A 17276-nucleotide genomic window follows, 5' to 3' on the forward strand; every position below is an offset into this window, starting at 1 on the left:
TTCTATCAAACTTCATTTTCAAAAAATACTTCTATGCGTTTACATCGTAATTTAGTTTTGGCAGTCATTGACTCACTGTCTCAAATTTTTAATCAAGGTAAATATGCTGATAAAGTCGTGGCTACTACATTAAAACAAGACAAACGTTGGGGAGCAAGAGATAGAAATTTTGTGGCAGAAACCATTTATGAAATTGTCAGATGGAAACGTTTGTATGCAAAACTAGCAGGGTTAGAAAAGCAATATGATAATGATGATTATTCTACTCAAAATCTATTTCAACTTTTTTCTATTTGGGCAATCTTAAATGAAATTGAATTACCAACTTGGGAAGAAGTTGAAGGAATAAATCAAGAGAAAATAAATGAGATAAAACAAAATTTAGGTCAGCTTCAAGAAATTAGAAAGTATAAAGAATCTATTCCAGATTGGTTAGATAACTTGGGAGAAACAGAATTAGGAAATGAAACTTGGACAAGAGAAATTGCTGCTCTAAATAATCAAGCTCCTGTTGTTTTGCGTGTCAATACATTGAAAACAAGCATCGCCAAACTTCAAAAACAACTTTCAGAACAAAACATTGAAACTAAGAAAATTACTCAAAATAATACGGATTATCCAGATGCACTTCAGTTAGTGCAGCGAAAAAGTATTGTCAGAAATTCTTTGTATAAAGACGGATTTTTCGAAATCCAAGATGCTTCTTCACAGCTTATTGCTTATTTTTTGGATGTAAAACAAGGAATGCAAATCATTGATACTTGTGCAGGTGCAGGAGGAAAATCTCTTCATATTGCTTCTCTTTTAAAAAATAAAGGACAAATAACAGCAATGGATATTTATGAAAATAAACTCATTGAACTACGAAAAAGAGCCAACCGAGCCGACGTTCATAACATCAAAACACATACTATAAAAAGGCAAGATAATAAAGTAGATTACAATCAATTTAGTCAGTTTCATAATTCGGCTGATAGAGTTTTGATAGATGCACCTTGTAGTGGTTTGGGTGTTTTGAGTAGAAATCCTGATGCAAAATGGAAACTTAGTCTTGCCTTTTTGGAAGAGATAAAACAGACTCAGCAAAACATTCTACAAGAATATTCTAAAATGACTAAAAAAGGAGGAAAACTAGTTTATGCAACATGTTCTATCTTACCTTCTGAAAATCAAAAACAAGTAGAAATATTTTTGAATAGTGAAAATGGAAAGGATTTTAAATTTGTTGAAGATAAAAAAATACTTTCTCATCAAACAGGTTTTGATGGATTTTATATGGCTTTGTTGGAAAGAATATGATTTAGTGTAACTTAACAGGATTAAAAACAAATTAATTATCGTATATTGAAACACTAACTTAAACAAAAAATAAGATGACAGATAAAATTCTAAAAGCAAAACATTGGCAATTATTTTTCCTTTTGGTGGGTGTGCCTGTTGGTTTATTCCTTACAATAGGAGTAATTATATCATCCATAATAAAAGGAGGAACACCACCAGAACCAGAAGATTTTTTTAAGCTAATCAGTATAGCAAAGTTTTTTCCATTAATAATGGTACTTTTTGTTTCATTGATTTTTAGTTGGTTTTGGTCGGTTTCTGTCGGACTGCAAAACAATATGCCAAGTAGCGTAGAAATGAAAACCACAAAATTCAAAATCTTTTCTTGCATTCCTTTACTCTATGTTAGTGGATTTTGTGTTTTTATGTTTGTCGCACTTAGTAAAGTAAAACCACAAGTACTACTACAAGACCTACCTCAAATTCCTATGGAATGGCTAACACCAATTCTTTTTATTTTACATATTTTGTCTGTCTTTGGAATATTTTATTCTATGTATTTTGCTGCAAAGACACTCAAAACTGCCGAGTTACAAAGAGAAGTAACTTTTAAAGATTTTGCTAGTGAGTTTTTTATGTTTTGGTTTTTTCCTATTGGAGTTTGGATATTACAACCTAGAATTAATGAAATGGCTGAGAAAAATGGTGTTGAGAACAATGTTTAAAATAAAGAAATATTATATCTTATTTGTAATTATCTCCTTAAACTAAATGAGTAAAATATAAATTCATTCTGACTTACTGTTTCTGAACGTAAAGTGTATTCTTCATCATTTTCATCTTCAAGTCCTTCTAATATAAATCCTAGATGTACTCCAGATTCTAGTTCTAGTCTGACAGATTTTGATTCATATTGATTAGTTTTTTTGCTAAAATTAATTCTTTCTACGTTTAGATATTCAATGACACTGAGAAGATTGATTTTATCTGATTTTTCTAAAAACCATTTCTTAATTTCAAGATATTCTCCTCCATTTAGGTCATTTTCATCTAAATATTTTGAATGAAGTAGTATCAGCTTTTCTTCATGAAAGATTAGCTCCACATTTCCATACCTCCAAATATCGTTCTGATATATTTTATCATCTTTCCCAGTAAAGAAATCAGGATCAGGAAAATTATTTATTATCCATTCTTTAGTTTTACCAATTTTGAGATAATCAAATTTACCTGTTTTCAGAAACTCTTTAAAATCTATTACCATTTTGTTGTTTAAATTCATTTTATCTTTGGTATTAATTAATCAGAGGATTTAGAAAAAGGTTTCCAAGCTTCAAAAAACGCCATAAATAAGGTAGCAATTCCTATTATAATCATTCCCAAAAACACAAAAATATAAGAATAATGTCCTTCTGTATATCCATATAAAAACGTATCTTTCTCCTCACTATAAATAAGTTTAATAATTTCTCCCTTTTTGTAATCATTACTTCCTCCTTTCACATAATAGGTTTCTCCTTGAAATAAAACATCCATTGAGTGAATTTTATTTACATAACTTTTAGACAGGACTTTGACTTTTACTTCTCTGCCACTTTTTTTTATATCCTTTAAATCCATATAATCTTGAATAGAAAAATAGGAAATAAAGCCTCCAAATAGTATTGCAAAAATTCCAGTAATTACATTTATTTTATTCAATCGTCTGATAAAACTCATCTTTTACAGTTTTATGTAAAAAAACGCATTTACCCAAAAGCAAATGCGTTTCAAATTTTTAATAAATATTCTATCTAATAAACCTTATCACGCTTTATATTAAGGTAGTTCAGACTTCCAGTCTGAACATCAGAAACAGTATTTTATCAAATTCAACAGTCTGGCAGACTGTTATACAAAAAATAACCTTGATAACCTTTAATCTTAGTCTTTCTTTACAATACCAGCTGTAAGTGTAGCTTCACAAACTAATTTTCCTGCTACGTAGGCTTGTCCTTTCATTTTGGCAATTCCTCTGCGAATAGGCGCAACAAGTTCACATTTGAAAATAATTGTGTCCCCAGGTAAAACTTTCTGACGGAAACGACAATTATCAATTCCGATAAAATAAGACCAATAGTTATTTGGATCTTCGACTGTATTTAAGACCAAAATACCTCCCGTTTGTGCCATGGCTTCTATTTGCAAAACCCCAGGCATTACTGGATTTTCTGGAAAGTGTCCTTGAAAAAATGGTTCATTCATTGTTACATTTTTTACTCCAATAACCGAAGTTTCATCTAAATAGATGATTTTATCGACAAGCATAAATGGATAACGATGAGGAAGAATTTTAGATATTTGATTTACATCTAAAACTGGAGGTGTTTTTGGATCGTATTTTGGAATTTGAACGCCTGATGCTTTCTGAATTCTTTTCTTTATTTTTTTAGCAAAAGCAACATTTGCAGCATGCCCTGGGCGAGCAGCCAAAATTTGAGCTTTCAATGGACGACCAACTAAAGCCAAATCGCCAACTAAATCTAATAGTTTGTGTCTTGCAGGTTCGTTTTTATAACGAAGTTCTACATTATTCAATGTTCCTTCTTTCTTAACTTCTATTTTGTCTTTATTGAACATTTTTGCAAGACGAGCCATTTCTTCATCTGACAAAACTCTATCTACAATTACGATGGCATTATCAAAATTGCCTCCTTGTATAAGATTATTGTTATAAAGCGTTTCTAATTCGTGTAAGAAACAAAAAGTACGACAACTTGCAATTTCCTTTTCAAACTCTGAAATATCATTTAAAGCTGCATACTGACTTCCCAAAACAGGCGAATTATAATCTACCATTACAGTAAGGCGATAATTATCTAATGGAAGAGCTGCAATTTCTATATTTTTATCAGCATCAGAATAATGAATGCTTGTATCAATTTCGAAGAAGTTACGAGGTACATTTTGTTCTTCTAGTCCTGCTTCTTTCAAATGATTAATAAAATCGATAGAGCTTCCATCCATAATTGGAGGTTCAGGACCATCCAATTCAATCATTACATTATCGATTTCCAAACCAACAAGAGCAGCCAATGTATGTTCCACAGTGTTTACTCGTGCTTCTCCTTTTTCGATAGTTGTTCCTCTTGACACATCAACTACAAAATCTACGTCTGCATCTACGACAGGTCTTCCTTCTATGTCTATTCTACAAAATTTTATTCCATGATTTGGTTTGGCAGGTAAAAAAGTCATGGTAGATTTTACGCCTGTATGCAGACCGATTCCTGAAACGGTAACGGATTTTTGTATAGTGTGTTGATTGGTTTTCATATATATAAAGACAGATTTAAAAGCAAGTTATTGAGCCAGTTATGACCTTATTATCAATTTCTAATACAGATTAAGAGAAATAACGAAATAGGCTTAGTTTATTAGTTTTACAAAGGTAAAAACTTCTTTTGAATAATGGATTATTGATAATGGTTAATTGTAAATGATAGAGTATAAATGAATATAATTCTTTTTCTAGTAAATAGCATTTTTCTTTTCATAGAAGTTTCAGTAATTCCTGTATCACTTACAATTTACAACCTATCACTTATCACTAACCATTCACTTTCCTATCCAACTCATCTACTTTTTTCTTCAAAGAAGCTAAGTTTTTAATGACGACAAAGTTTTTTATTTGTTGTCCGTGTTCGTTGGCAGGAGAACCTAAAAGGTTTCCTCCTTTTTTGGTATAGGTTTTCGAAACGCCACTTTGTGCAGCAATGGTTACTTTATCAGCAATTTTGATATGCCCGACTACTCCAACTTGTCCAGCCAAAATACAGCTTTCTCCAATTTCAGATGAACCAGAAACGCCAGTTTGTGCAGCAATAACGGTATTTTTTCCTATTTGAACATTATGAGCAATCTGAACCAAATTGTCAATCTTGACACCTTGTTTTATCAAAGTAGAACCCATTGTAGCACAATCAATGGCAGCATTTGCACCAATACTGACATTATCTTCCAAAACTACATTTCCAATTTGAGGAATAGCTTGGTACGAACCATCTTTTTGAGGCGCAAAACCAAAACCATCACTTCCGATGACTGCGCCCGAATGAATAATGCAATTTTTACCAATTTTAGTGTTTGAATAGATTTTTACGCCTGCATAAATAACAGTATCATCATCTATTTTACAATTATCTCCAATATAAGAGTTAGGATAAATCTTTACATTATTTCCTATTTTGGTATTCTCACCTACATAACTAAATGCCCCCAAATAAACATCTTCGCCCAAATCACTTGTGCTAGACTGAAAAGAAGGCTTTTCGATTCCTACTTTTTTCATCAATGTCATTTGTTGATAAGCTGTAAGGAGTTTTCCAAATGCTGTATAAGCATCAGGAACACGAATAAGTGTAGTAGAAATAGGTTCTTTTGCTTCAAAATTTTCACTTACCAAAACAGCCGTTGCTTTGGTTTCATAAATGAAGTTTTCGTATTTTGGATTTGCCAAAAAAGCAATCGCACCTGCTGTACCTTCTTGTATTTTGGCAACTGTATTAATTTTTGCCTTCTCATCTCCTTCCACTTTTCCACCTACCAAATTGGCAATAGCCTGTGTAGTTAGTTCCATTTGTTATGTATTATTTCCCTACTTTCTATTAAACCCTAAGGGTCTTCAAGACCCTTAGGGTTTTGAATTGTTATGTATTTATTGGTTATATTTTCTTTGCCTTTTGCCAGTAATTTTCCATTTCAGCTAAGGTCATTTCTTCTAATTTTTTTCCGTCTTTATGTGCTTCTGTTTCCAAAAACTCAAAACGACCTATAAATTTTCTGTTTGTTTTTTCAAGTGCATTTTCAGGATTTATACCCAAAAAACGAGCATAGTTAATCATTGAAAAGAGCAAATCGCCAAATTCTTGTTCGGCTTCTTCTTGATTGGTTACTTTATGAATAGTTTCATCAGAAGTATCAATATGTTCGAATAATTCACTTTCTTCTTCCTTGACTTTCTCCCAAACATCAACTGCTTTATCCCAATCAAAACCCACTCCACGAGCTTTTTCTTGAATTCGGATTGCTTTTACAAGCGCAGGCATAGATTTAGGAACACCTTCAAAAAGACTTTTATTTTTTTGTTCAGAATTTGATACAGAGTCAGAATTATCTAAACTACTTTTTTCTTGTAATTTGATTCTTTCCCAATTTAGTTTTACTTCTTCCTCTGTTTCTGCAATAATATTGCTATAAATGTGAGGATGGCGATGAATAAGTTTTTCACAAACAGAATTTAAAACATCTGTAATATCAAAATCATTAGTTTCAGAAGCAATTTTGGAATAAAAAACCAAATGTAGCATCAAATCGCCTAGTTCTTTTTTGATTTCTGTTTTGTCTTTCTTATCTTTTTGTGATAAAATGGCATCAGAAAGCTCATAGACTTCTTCAATTGTAAGGTATTGAAGCGATTCTAGTGTCTGTTTTTTGTCCCAAGGACAGTTTTCTCTAAGGTCTTCCATCACAAAAAGCAATCTTTGAAAAGCCTTTGTAGGTTCAGTTTGGGTTTCTTTTACCCGAGCAAGAAGAGATTCTGATTTAGTTTTTTGCAAGAGATATATTCAAAAGTAACTAAAATTACTAATCATCAAAAAAGAAACATGTATTTTCTTTCAAGTTATTTAATTCGTAATTTTTAATTTGTAATTCGTAATTGATTTGTACAAATTTCTTAAAAAAAACTGGATTGACAAAAGATAGCTAATTATTACTTATCTTTCAGAATAATTCTTAGAAAGAAACTAAAAGAAATGGCTACAATTTGCAAAATACAATTTTTAAACAAATCTTTGTCTTATGTTGTATTCAAATTTTAATTAGAAAGTTTTTATACCAAAATCATTCATGTAGAAGTTTGATTTATCAAACCCTCAAAAAACGTAATTTATCATTAATATGACTGCTGATAATCAAGAGCTTAGAGCTAAAATAGAACAGGTTTATACAGAAATGGGAAAAGTTGTCGTGGGACAGCGTTATATGGTCAATCGTCTTTTGATTGGACTTTTTACACAAGGACACGTACTTTTAGAAGGTGTACCAGGTCTTGCCAAAACTTTGACTGTCAATACACTAGCAAAAGTATTGGATTTAGGCTTCCAACGTATTCAGTTTACGCCAGACCTTTTGCCTGCTGACCTTATCGGAACAATGATTTATAATCAAACAAGAGGAGAATTTGAGGTAAAAAAAGGACCTATTTTTTCAAATATCATTCTTGCTGATGAAATCAACCGTTCTCCTGCCAAAGTACAGGCTGCACTTTTGGAGGCGATGCAAGAAAGGCAAGTTACGATTGGAGAAACTACTTTTAAGTTGGATAAACCATTTTTGGTATTGGCAACACAGAATCCAGTCGACCAAGAAGGAACATATCCTCTTCCAGAAGCACAAGTCGATCGTTTTATGATGAAGGTTTTTATTACTTATCCTGATAAAAAATCGGAATTAGAAATTATGCGTCGTATGGCAAATACGAATTATAAAGAAGAAGTAAATCCAGTTCTGTCTAGTGATGAAGTTTTTGCTATTCGTGAAGCTATCAATCAAGTAAAAATGAACGAGCAGCTTGAAGAATATGTAGTCGAACTTATCTTTGCTAGTCGTTTTCCTAAAGATTATGGCTTGAAAGAAGAAGCAAAATATGTTCAGTTTGGTGTTTCACCTCGTGCAGGTATTGCTCTTAATCGTGCTGCAAAAGCAATGGCATTTATGGAAGGAAGAGATTATGTAATTCCAGAAGACATCAAAGAAGTAATTTATGATATTTTCGGACACCGTATTATTCTAAACTTTGAAGCCGAAGCAGAAGGAATAACTACAAGAAATATCATTGATGGAATCTTGCAGAAAGTAGCTATTAATAAAGTGTAATTTATTGCAAATTATGCTTTTGTGTGAGCTTTTAAAAAGCATGAAAGTCCTTATTTCATTTTTTAGAAATAAGGACTTTTGTATTTATATTAACAAGGTTGTGTCTATAAGTCAATGGAAATAATACAGCCTTTATTGTTTTTTGCAGTATAACCACAGCGATACCATTAAACCTATCCAACTTACTACTTTTCGAATCTTAAACACTTTCTAAAAGTAGAGGAATTTCAATAAAAAAAGTAGTTCCAATTCCTTCTTCTGTTTCAAACCAAATTTTTCCATCATGTTTATCTATTATTTTTCGTGTAATATCTAAACCCAAGCCACTTCCTTCTCCTATCGGTTTGGTAGTAAAGAAAGCATCAAATACTCTATCTTGAATTTTTATTGGAATTCCACTTCCTGTATCTTGAATAGAAACCAAAACCATTTTCTTGCCTTGTTTTTCGATAGTTTTGGTAGAAACAATCAATTCTCCTTTGCCTTTCATAGCTTGAATAGCATTATGAATAAGATTTGTCCATACTTGCAAAAGTTCATCTGGGTATCCTAAAAAAATAGGTACATAATCTAAGATTCGATTTATATCAATTCCCTGTTTAATTTGATTATGATATAATATTAGTGTCGTTTCTAAACTTTGATTGATATCAACATTTGATTTTTCTTCTGAATGATCTTGTCGTGCAAAATTTTTGAGAGCAAACACTGTTTTTGCAGCTCGTTTAGTGGCTTCCTTTATGGTTTGGTTGCTTCTGATAACTGTAGAAAGTTGATATGCAGTTTCGAAAACTTCTTCTTTATTTTGAGTTTGAAGTAATATTTTAATTAACTTTTTCTCTTCGTGCATGTTCAAATCAGCAATCAAATCAGCATATTCTTCTACATTCTCAAAACCTAGATTTTCTAATTCATCTATCAATTCATATTTTACAATTCGCTGTTCTCGTGTAGAAAGTAAATCCGTCTTTTGGGAAGATTTTTCGACAAACTCATTAAATACAGCTACTGTATTATCATCTAATTTTTTGAGAAAATTAGATAGATTGGGAAGAGTTTCTAATAGAATATTTTCAATGCTATCAGCCGAAGAACGAATTGCTCCTAAGGGTGTGTTTATCTCGTGTGCAATATTTGCAATGAGCTGTCCTAAGCTGGCAAGTTTTTCGGACTGGATAAGTTGTTCTTGAGTAAATTGAAGTTCTTTATATGCGTTTTCTACTTCTGTTTTTTGTTTTTTTAGTTGTTCTTGAGTAGCTTTTAGTTCTTCTAAATTTCGCTTTAATTCTTCTTCAGATAATTGTAATACTTTGTTACTTTCTTGAATAGTCAATGTTTGTATTTGTATTTTTTTGCGTTGTTGCTCTCTGTCTTTAGATTTTTTGTAATATGAATGTCGGTCTCTATCTACTAAAAAAGCAAATACAAAAGCTAAGATGATAGCACTTACTAAGTCGTTGAGGCTATATTTTGAAATATCCTGCATAATATTAACCTCTAACAACAATAAAGTGATAAAGAAGCAAATTACAGATAAGGTCAGAGCAAGATAATACACATATATGCGAAGAGGAACAAACAAAGAAGCCACCAAAACCATACAATAACCTCCCATATAAGAAGGATTGCCTCTTGTAAGACCTGTAATAATAGCTGTACTGATAAGAGCATATGCTCCTAATACACTCATCAAATAAATAGCTTTTTTTCTAAAAAACGGAATCCAATACAATCCAAAAGCAATAAAGCTAACTACAGATAAGCCTATTCGGAGGTAAAAAATTCCATTTACATTTGGATACAATTCTGCATCTAAAGGAATATAACCTATCCAAATAAAACTAAAAACTAAACTAACAAGTGGCAACAGCCTTGCACATTGGTAACTTTGTTCTTCAAAATAAGTATCTGGATATTGTCTATTATCATCTCCATAAACAATAAGACGCAATACTGTTTTTAGTTTATTCATGTTGTACTTGTAGTAATAGGAATTTCTACAAAAAAAGTAGTCCTTACTCCTACTTTACTTTCAAACTAGATTATTTGTTTAAAATCTATTTTTTTTGTCAGTTCCATTAAAAAAGAGTTTTTCTAAGAATTAATTTCTGACAATCAAAAAGAGGAATTGATTGTCAGAAATTAAGTACTACAAATTAGTTAACTTTTTAGTATTTCATTCACTTTATCAACCAAATCTTGTTTGTTCCATGGCTTAGAAATAAAATATTTTAGATTGGAGTTTTTAAACGCATTTTGTACGGCTTCATTTTGAGCTTGTCCTGAAAGCATAATTTGTCCTACTTTCGGAAAACGATCTTTTATTTTTACTAAAAGCTCATCACCTTTCATTTTTGGCATCAGCCAGTCGCTAATAATTAGAAGTGTATCAATATCTCTTCCTCCCAAAAAGTCTATAAGCTCTAAAGCTTCTTCTCCACTTTCTGCTGTTTCTATGATAAACTGACCATCAAAACTTTGAGTAAGCTGCAATTTGAGACTCATCAATATCATTGGATCATCATCTACACAGAGAATTGCTTTGTTTTTTTTAGCTGCCATAATTTAAATTTTTAAATAAGGTAAGTGAATAATTATTTCCTGATTTTTATTATATTTAACTAAGAGGAAGTTGGATGAAAAATGTTGTTCCGATTCCTTCTAAGGTTTCGAACCAAATTTTTCCATTGTGTTTTTCTACAATTTTTTTAGTAATATCTAGCCCTAGACCACTGCCTTGTCCTGCTTGTTTGGTAGTAAAGAAAGCATCAAAGACACGGTCTTGAACTGCTTTAGGAATACCTCCACCGTTATCTTGGATAGTTACTAAAACATTATCTTTCTCTAGGCTTGACTGAATAAATAACCTACCATTATTTTTCATAGCTTGTAGTGCATTATGAATAATATTTGTCCAAACCTGTACAAGTTCATCAGGATAACCCATAAATTCAGGAATTTCCCCTAAATCACGAGTAACATCAATACCATGTTTGATTTGATTGTGATAGAGAGTAAGTGTTGTTTCAAGACTTTCATTAATATTAACTACTGATTTTTGTCCTGTTTGGTCTTGACGAGCAAAATTTTTGAGAGCAAAAACAATTTTTGCAGCTCTGTCTGTTGCTGTTTTGACAGTTCTATTACTTCTCACAATGGTAGAAAGCTGATAAGCTATTTGGAAAATTTCTTTTGCATTTTCGTTTTTTAGAAAAGGAATAAATAATGCTTTTTCTTCATACATATTCATGTCGACAATTCTGTCAGCAAATTCATTTACATCATCTAGTTGAAATTCTTCAAATTCTTCTACCAAATTATATTTTATTGTTCGTTTTTCTCTACTAGAAAGTATATCAGATTTTTGAGAAGATAGCCTTACAAACTCATTAAAATTATGAAGAGTAGCATCATCTAACGTTTTCAAAAATTTTGGTAGAGTAGGCAATGTTTCTTGTAGAATATCTTCAATACTAATAGCCGAAGAACGAATTGCACCTAGAGGTGTATTAATTTCGTGGGCAATATTAGCAACAAGCTGTCCCAAACTTGCCATTTTTTCAGATTGAATAAGTTGGCTTTGAGTAGTTTGAAGTTCGTTAAAAGCACTTTCTATATTTTCTTTCTGCTGCGAAAGAAGTTGATTTTGTTCTTGTACAGCTATTTCAGTTTTTTTAATATAAGTGATATTACGAGTTACACACAAAATATCTTCTACTTCTTCTTGTTGGTTTAAAATAGGAGAAGCTATCAAACTAAACCACTCATCACCATGAAATAATTCAAGTTTGTACTCAGCAGTTGCTTTTTCCTTATTTTTAAGAGCTTTCTGTAAAGCTGTGATAATATGATGTAACGGTTTTTCAGGAAAGCCAACTTCTGTAATTTTCTTGTTTAGGAAATTTTCAGGCTCTAAGGCTAAATCTTTATCAGATGAAGCATAGTATTGCTTAAATACTAAATCACTATCTAATAAAAATACTAAATCACCTACATTTTCGATAAGATTTTGTAGTCTATTGTTAGTCGCTTTAATTTTATCTTCAAAGTCTTTTTGGTCATTATAGTTTGAAGCTACTTTAATAATTTTTACTACCTGACCTTCTTTATTTTTGACTGGGCAATATGCACCATAGAGCCAAACTTCTTTTCCTTCTTTATTTTTTCGTTTAAAAACATCTGTAAAAGTTTCTCCTTTTTCAAGGGTTTGCCAAAGTTTTTCATATTTTTCTTTGTCTTCTGATGTATCTGGAATAAGCTCAGCATGTCTGTGTCCTTGTAATTCTTCAACAGAATACCCCAACCAATCAGCAAATAATTGATTTACTCGTTCTATTTTTCGGTCTGTATTCATTTCTACATAGCCAAGTGTTGTGCTTATAGCTATAAACTGAGCATCAAGTTCTGAGAAAGCATTATTTATAAGTTCTTGTGTAGTTTGAAGTTCTTCATAATTTTGCTGCAACTCCTCTTCTGATGCTTGTAGTTCTTGATTTTTAGCTTGAATTTCCTGTTCTAATTCTTTGTATTGAGTTATTTCTTGCACAATTCCACTCCAAATAATACTTCCGTCTTCTTGCTTTTTAGGCTTTGAATTTCCTCTTATCCAATATTGTTTACCATTGATTACAGCACGCAAATCAGCTTTCCAATCGGTCATGTTTTGTGCAGACTCTCCCAAACTATGTTGAAAAAGTAATCTATCGTCCTCATGAATAGATGAAATAACAGAAGTTGCATCATTCATAATTACTTGAGGAGATAATCCATACACTAACTCTGAACCTTTGCTCACAACAGGAAAAGACATATGCCCATTTTTTTCTAGTTTAAATTGATAAATCATAGCAGGAACACCATCAAAAATCTGTTCTAAACGTTGCGTTTGAAAATGCAATTCTTCTTGTGTGGTTTGAAGCTCTTCATAATTTTGTCTTAATTCTTCTTCAGAGGCTTGTAATTTATTATTTTGTTCTTTTATTTCTTGTTCTCTTTTTTGCTGTTCAGTTATATCTCTAGATACAGCTACCATAAATCCTTTATTATTGATTTCTGTATATTTTATAGAGACCTCAACAGGAAACTCTCTGTTTGTCTTCTTATCCAAATTTGTGCTTTGCAAAATAAATGTATCGACAGTTTTCACTTCTTCTACATGTTTTTGCCAAGCTCCTTTTTCTTTAAAGACCGACTCAATATCGGCTGTCGTATAATTTGTAATGTCTTTACCTAATAATCCAAGTCTACTCCTTCCTACATCATTCATATAAATAAAATTTCCCTCAGTAGAAGCCACTTGTACAGCATCAGACGTATTATTAATTAATGTTCTTAAAAGCTGATTATCTTCTTCTCTTTGCTTTGTTTCTGTAATATCTTGCACAGTACCTAGAAGTTTTTCAGGGTTACCTATTTGGTCATATATAAGTTCTCCAACGGCTCTATAATATTTATATTCTTTAAAATTTGTTCCTTTCGAACGATAGCAAATATCATAATTTTCTATTTCACCTTTGACAGCTTGTTTTAATGTATTAACCACTGTATCAGCATCTTCTGGATGAGCAATTTCGATAACTTTTTGCACATCGTTTAATTGACTTTCTCCATAGATAAAAGGCAAATTATCAGAATGAGTGAGTTTTTGAGTAACCAAATCAATTTCGTAGCTTGCTAATCCTACTAACTTTTCAGCTCTATTCAATAGTTTTTGTTTTTCTTCTATTTCTCTTTGAATAACAAACATTTGGTCATTTGTACTCTGTAGTTCTTCTGAGTTTTGACGTAATTCTTCCTCTGATGAGCGTAATTCTTCATTTTGTGCTTGTGTCTCAAACTGTTTTTCCATCAGTTTAATGCTGTTTTCTCTAAAAATAACAGCCCACCAACCACAAACAAATCCCATCATGGAAGCGAGTCCAAAATGAAAGAACAATTGAAAAGTAGTAATATAAGGTACAGTTTCGCCTTCAATTGTACGCCCTGAAAAACCAATAAAATAATTACCTAGATTTATTCCATCTAAGAATCTCAAATCAGTCGCATTAGCTTGAAGAATAGCCAGTATGCTATGATGACCAATAGCAAGAAAGGTGTAAGGAATCATAATACGCCAATCTTGATAAATAATCAGAAGGGCAATATTAATGAAAAAGAAAAAATGAGCTTCTGCCATTCCGTGCATCTGTCCAATAAATTGCAGCATAAAAACTGCATAGACTACACTAATAATCATGCGAGCATGAAATTTATTATTTAAAACAAAACGAGCTATCGCATAAAGTCCTGCTATAATAATGCTGTTAGCAATTGTGAATGTCCATGTACCATACACAGGAGCAAGACATAAACCTAAAATAAAAAACATTACCACAAATCTATCTGATATTTTATCAGCCTTATTTTGTACATTGGATAAGTAGGTTTCCAACTCTAAGGTATAGATGGTTGGTTTTTTATCACGAGGATTTGTCAATGGTTTCATAGATTAAAAAATGAATTCTCTTAATTTTTTTAATTTTATTTAGTATTGTTTTACTTAAAATTGTTTTACTTAAAATAGTCTTCTGGAAGCTCACAGCCATATGCTTTAGTAGCTAGTTCTCCAAAGTCAGGAGGATTTTTTCCTTCCAATAATGCACCTAGAGCTTGTTCAGCAAAATTTGTATCTCTATTATTACAATATCTACTAACATTATAATTTCCTTTATAGAATAATTTGCCTTCTGATGTAATAATGGCAGCTTGAGGGGTTGCATAAACTCCACAAGAAGAAGCAATCATATTTTTTTTATCTAAAATAGTAGGAATAGAAATATTATATTTTTCTGAAAAATCAATAAATTCCATATCGTATTCTGAATCATTAAAAATAATAGCATAAAAGTGTACTTGTTCTCCATATCTTTCAACAAGATAGTTAATATGAGCAATATTAAACTTCGAACAAGGACAAAAAGGACTAAAAAAGTGCAGAAAGATAGGTTTCTGTGTAGTCTCTTGTTTGTTATTTTTTTGAAATTCAGAAAATTGAAGTAAAACTTTTTGAGGAATTTGTTTGCCTACAAAAACATCTTGATAACCTTCAGGAATAGGAGTAGGGAGTAAATACTGCCATTCTTGCCACCAAAAAGAAGCAAAAACAGCACCTATAAGACCAAGACAGGTTGCCAATGCCAAACGTTGAAACCATTTGGTGTTTTTTATTTTTTGCATATTTCTTAACACTTAACAATGGGGAATAAATAGGAAGTAGATAACACTAATCCATGAGATACAATTATTTAATATAAGGGAATAAATACTTGTATATAAATCATTTAGCTACCTAATTGTTTGATAAGAAAACAGTTCAATTATGTAACCAAATTAACCATTTTTTAGAAAAAAACAAGTTTTTTAGATGTTTTATTCGATAAGATATTTTATTGCAAAACTTGTTAATATATATATTCTTGTTATTATCCTATTTTTATTCCTACTACTAATTTGTTATTCCTAGTCTTCTTGTAATTACCAAAAGTAACTATTTATTTTTCTTCTTTGAATTCTAACACTTCTATATAGTTTTTACTTTTTGTTTAGAATGACGAGGTAATTGATGCTTCTGTTGAATAGGGAAAATTTTAATTTATACAAAAAAACTACTTGCTTTTTTAAACTTTGACAGTCCTTTCAGAAGGCTGTCAATAGTTGAAAAAGATACATTTGTACGAAACTATTGTCAGAGTTATTTTGGATTACCAAAAAACTACTGACAAAGATTTTATGAATATGCCCTAAATTGGATATGAAGTTCTGTTTTTTTTAGAAAAAACAAAAATAAAGACTCTACTTTTTAAAATTATCTATGTTAGAAACAGTAATTGAATTATTTATATTTTGAAAATCATCCCAATCATCTGTTATCAACTCTGTATTTAGGTATTTTGCAGTAGCTAAAATAATAGCATCAGGTAATTTGATTTTCTTATTTTTATTCTTGCGATAGATAATTACTTGTTCTGCTATTTCTCTATTTACCTCCACAATTTCTAATCCTTCAAAAAAAGAATCTATCAACTGTTTTTCCTCTTGACTTTCAAATTCATAGCCATAAATCTCCATATAAGTAATTATGGAAACATAAAACTCATCATAGTTTTCTAATAATTTTTAAAAATCAATAGTTTGCTTAGATGCAAATATGATAACATTTGTGTCTAGTACTACTTTATTCCCACTCATTACGTAATTTTTTTTGCCAAGTAACTGGATTGTCTATTTTTGAAAACATATTAATATCAGTCATTTTCTGAAAGGCTAAACGTAATTTTTCTTTCTTATTTATTGAATTTTCGTTTTCTACAGACTTTTTTATAAGCACAATTACCTGTACTTGCTCTTGGTCATAATCTTTATATTCTGACGGCAAACGAATAATTCCCTTTTCTATTTTTCCTTTGAATTCTAATGCTTCCATATAGTTTTTACTTTTTGTTTAGAATAACGAGAGAAGAGAATTTTGAGTTGTGGTTATCCAATCATTAATCATTTTCTAGCAAAGGATTTTGTTCAATTTTCCATATTCTTCTTTAAGTGATTCTAACCCGTTTATCATTTGATTTTCTTTTAGACTATTCAATACGATTTTTGGATTAAATTTCTCTTCATTAATTTCAAGATGTATATCAAGGTAGTCTTTCTGCTCCCAAATAAGATTGACATTAAATTCAATTTGCTCTTCTAATATAGGTTTGGTTATGAAATAGACCAAATTATCATCAATAGTAATATCTAAATTATCAATTCCATTGTACTCCTTCAAGACAGCAATAGGAAATCTAAAATAATAACTTTGTTTGTTGGGAATGTAATAATGAATCAAAGTAATAGGATTTAAGTAGCTAATCAAAATTAATTATATCTATTTTCTATTTTAAATTGGTCTGTACTGAAGGTCTAACCAGTTTAAAATCAGCGTTTAAAGCTCTTAAAAGACTTATTTTCTCTAAGTCAGACCTAAAGGTACAGAATTAAACAAAATACAAGATATATTTTAGGTGTAAATAATTAAGCTCAGTTATTTATTGTAGAAA

The 17276-nt window shown here is 30.9% G+C and carries 15 protein-coding genes; 3 read left to right on the forward strand and 12 right to left on the reverse strand.

All coding sequences use genetic code 11. The annotated features are described in order from the left end of the window. Positions 1 to 33: 33 nt before the first annotated feature. Both V9L04_RS07775 and V9L04_RS07780 read left to right on the forward strand, forming a co-directional pair. Positions 34 to 1299 (forward strand): methyltransferase domain-containing protein, encoded by a 1266-nt coding sequence (locus V9L04_RS07775; protein WP_338793527.1) that lies wholly within the window; start codon positions 34 to 36, stop codon positions 1297 to 1299. A 74-nt stretch (positions 1300 to 1373) separates the two neighbouring features. Beyond that, the gene (locus V9L04_RS07780; protein WP_338793528.1) at positions 1374 to 2006 is read left to right on the forward strand and encodes a hypothetical protein; all 633 of its coding nucleotides are present in this window, start codon (positions 1374 to 1376) and stop codon (positions 2004 to 2006) included. Between the two features lie 29 nt (positions 2007 to 2035). On the opposite strand, the gene V9L04_RS07785 is transcribed toward V9L04_RS07780, so the two are convergent. From V9L04_RS07785 to mazG, 5 genes are all read right to left on the reverse strand, one after another. Beyond that, on the reverse strand, positions 2036 to 2563 hold the full coding sequence (locus tag V9L04_RS07785; RefSeq protein WP_338793529.1) for a hypothetical protein: 528 nt from the start codon (positions 2561 to 2563) through the stop codon (positions 2036 to 2038). A gap of 17 nt (positions 2564 to 2580) precedes the next feature. Beyond that, positions 2581 to 3000, reverse strand: coding sequence for a hypothetical protein (locus tag V9L04_RS07790; protein WP_338793530.1), 420 nt, complete (start codon positions 2998 to 3000; stop codon positions 2581 to 2583). A gap of 204 nt (positions 3001 to 3204) precedes the next feature. Further along, a complete protein-coding gene (locus tag V9L04_RS07795) occupies positions 3205 to 4596 on the reverse strand; it encodes a bifunctional UDP-3-O-[3-hydroxymyristoyl] N-acetylglucosamine deacetylase/3-hydroxyacyl-ACP dehydratase (RefSeq protein WP_338793531.1) in 1392 nt (463 codons plus the stop codon). Positions 4597 to 4870: 274 nt separating this feature from the next. Continuing rightward, positions 4871 to 5899, reverse strand: coding sequence for a UDP-3-O-(3-hydroxymyristoyl)glucosamine N-acyltransferase (gene lpxD / locus V9L04_RS07800; protein ID WP_338793532.1), 1029 nt, complete (start codon positions 5897 to 5899; stop codon positions 4871 to 4873). 85 nt (positions 5900 to 5984) lie between these two features. Then, on the reverse strand, positions 5985 to 6878 hold the full coding sequence (gene mazG, locus V9L04_RS07805) for a nucleoside triphosphate pyrophosphohydrolase (RefSeq protein ID WP_338793533.1): 894 nt from the start codon (positions 6876 to 6878) through the stop codon (positions 5985 to 5987). 343 nt (positions 6879 to 7221) lie between these two features. Here mazG and V9L04_RS07810 point away from each other — a divergent pair, with 343 nt between their 5' ends. Then, positions 7222 to 8199, forward strand: a complete 978-nt coding sequence (locus V9L04_RS07810; protein WP_338793534.1) for a MoxR family ATPase — start codon at positions 7222 to 7224, stop codon at positions 8197 to 8199. A gap of 199 nt (positions 8200 to 8398) precedes the next feature. On the opposite strand, the gene V9L04_RS07815 is transcribed toward V9L04_RS07810, so the two are convergent. The 7 genes from V9L04_RS07815 to V9L04_RS07845 form a co-directional block, all read right to left on the reverse strand. Next, positions 8399 to 10171, reverse strand: coding sequence for an ATP-binding protein (locus tag V9L04_RS07815; protein ID WP_338793535.1), 1773 nt, complete (start codon positions 10169 to 10171; stop codon positions 8399 to 8401). Positions 10172 to 10359: 188 nt separating this feature from the next. Continuing rightward, on the reverse strand, positions 10360 to 10761 hold the full coding sequence (locus V9L04_RS07820) for a response regulator (RefSeq protein WP_338793536.1): 402 nt from the start codon (positions 10759 to 10761) through the stop codon (positions 10360 to 10362). A gap of 55 nt (positions 10762 to 10816) precedes the next feature. Beyond that, positions 10817 to 14683 (reverse strand): PAS domain-containing protein, encoded by a 3867-nt coding sequence (locus V9L04_RS07825; RefSeq protein ID WP_338793537.1) that lies wholly within the window; start codon positions 14681 to 14683, stop codon positions 10817 to 10819. A gap of 65 nt (positions 14684 to 14748) precedes the next feature. Continuing rightward, positions 14749 to 15414, reverse strand: a complete 666-nt coding sequence (locus V9L04_RS07830; protein WP_338793538.1) for a redoxin domain-containing protein — start codon at positions 15412 to 15414, stop codon at positions 14749 to 14751. 615 nt (positions 15415 to 16029) lie between these two features. Continuing rightward, positions 16030 to 16305: a PIN domain-containing protein gene (locus tag V9L04_RS07835; RefSeq protein WP_338793539.1), complete on the reverse strand. Its 276-nt coding sequence runs from the start codon at positions 16303 to 16305 to the stop codon at positions 16030 to 16032. A gap of 106 nt (positions 16306 to 16411) precedes the next feature. Further along, positions 16412 to 16660: a hypothetical protein gene (locus V9L04_RS07840; RefSeq protein WP_338793540.1), complete on the reverse strand. Its 249-nt coding sequence runs from the start codon at positions 16658 to 16660 to the stop codon at positions 16412 to 16414. A 75-nt stretch (positions 16661 to 16735) separates the two neighbouring features. Continuing rightward, the gene (locus tag V9L04_RS07845; RefSeq protein ID WP_338793541.1) at positions 16736 to 17065 is read right to left on the reverse strand and encodes a hypothetical protein; all 330 of its coding nucleotides are present in this window, start codon (positions 17063 to 17065) and stop codon (positions 16736 to 16738) included. Positions 17066 to 17276 lie beyond the last annotated feature (211 nt).

It is taken from the genome of Bernardetia sp. MNP-M8 (genome assembly GCF_037126285.1).
In the GTDB taxonomy this organism is placed as follows: Bacteria; Bacteroidota; Bacteroidia; order Cytophagales; family Bernardetiaceae; genus Bernardetia.

Coding starts and splice junctions, on each gene's coding strand:
- V9L04_RS07795 (WP_338793531.1), bottom strand. CDS start 4,596: ATGAAAACCAATCAACACACTATACAAAAATCCGTTACCGTTTCAGGA.
- V9L04_RS07835 (WP_338793539.1), bottom strand. CDS start 16,305: ATGGAGATTTATGGCTATGAATTTGAAAGTCAAGAGGAAAAACAGTTG.
- V9L04_RS07840 (WP_338793540.1), bottom strand. CDS start 16,660: ATGGAAGCATTAGAATTCAAAGGAAAAATAGAAAAGGGAATTATTCGT.
- lpxD (WP_338793532.1), bottom strand. CDS start 5,899: ATGGAACTAACTACACAGGCTATTGCCAATTTGGTAGGTGGAAAAGTG.
- V9L04_RS07825 (WP_338793537.1), bottom strand. CDS start 14,683: ATGAAACCATTGACAAATCCTCGTGATAAAAAACCAACCATCTATACC.
- V9L04_RS07790 (WP_338793530.1), bottom strand. CDS start 3,000: ATGAGTTTTATCAGACGATTGAATAAAATAAATGTAATTACTGGAATT.
- V9L04_RS07830 (WP_338793538.1), bottom strand. CDS start 15,414: ATGCAAAAAATAAAAAACACCAAATGGTTTCAACGTTTGGCATTGGCA.
- V9L04_RS07820 (WP_338793536.1), bottom strand. CDS start 10,761: ATGGCAGCTAAAAAAAACAAAGCAATTCTCTGTGTAGATGATGATCCA.
- V9L04_RS07815 (WP_338793535.1), bottom strand. CDS start 10,171: ATGAATAAACTAAAAACAGTATTGCGTCTTATTGTTTATGGAGATGAT.
- V9L04_RS07780 (WP_338793528.1), top strand. CDS start 1,374: ATGACAGATAAAATTCTAAAAGCAAAACATTGGCAATTATTTTTCCTT.
- V9L04_RS07775 (WP_338793527.1), top strand. CDS start 34: ATGCGTTTACATCGTAATTTAGTTTTGGCAGTCATTGACTCACTGTCT.
- V9L04_RS07785 (WP_338793529.1), bottom strand. CDS start 2,563: ATGAATTTAAACAACAAAATGGTAATAGATTTTAAAGAGTTTCTGAAA.
- V9L04_RS07810 (WP_338793534.1), top strand. CDS start 7,222: ATGACTGCTGATAATCAAGAGCTTAGAGCTAAAATAGAACAGGTTTAT.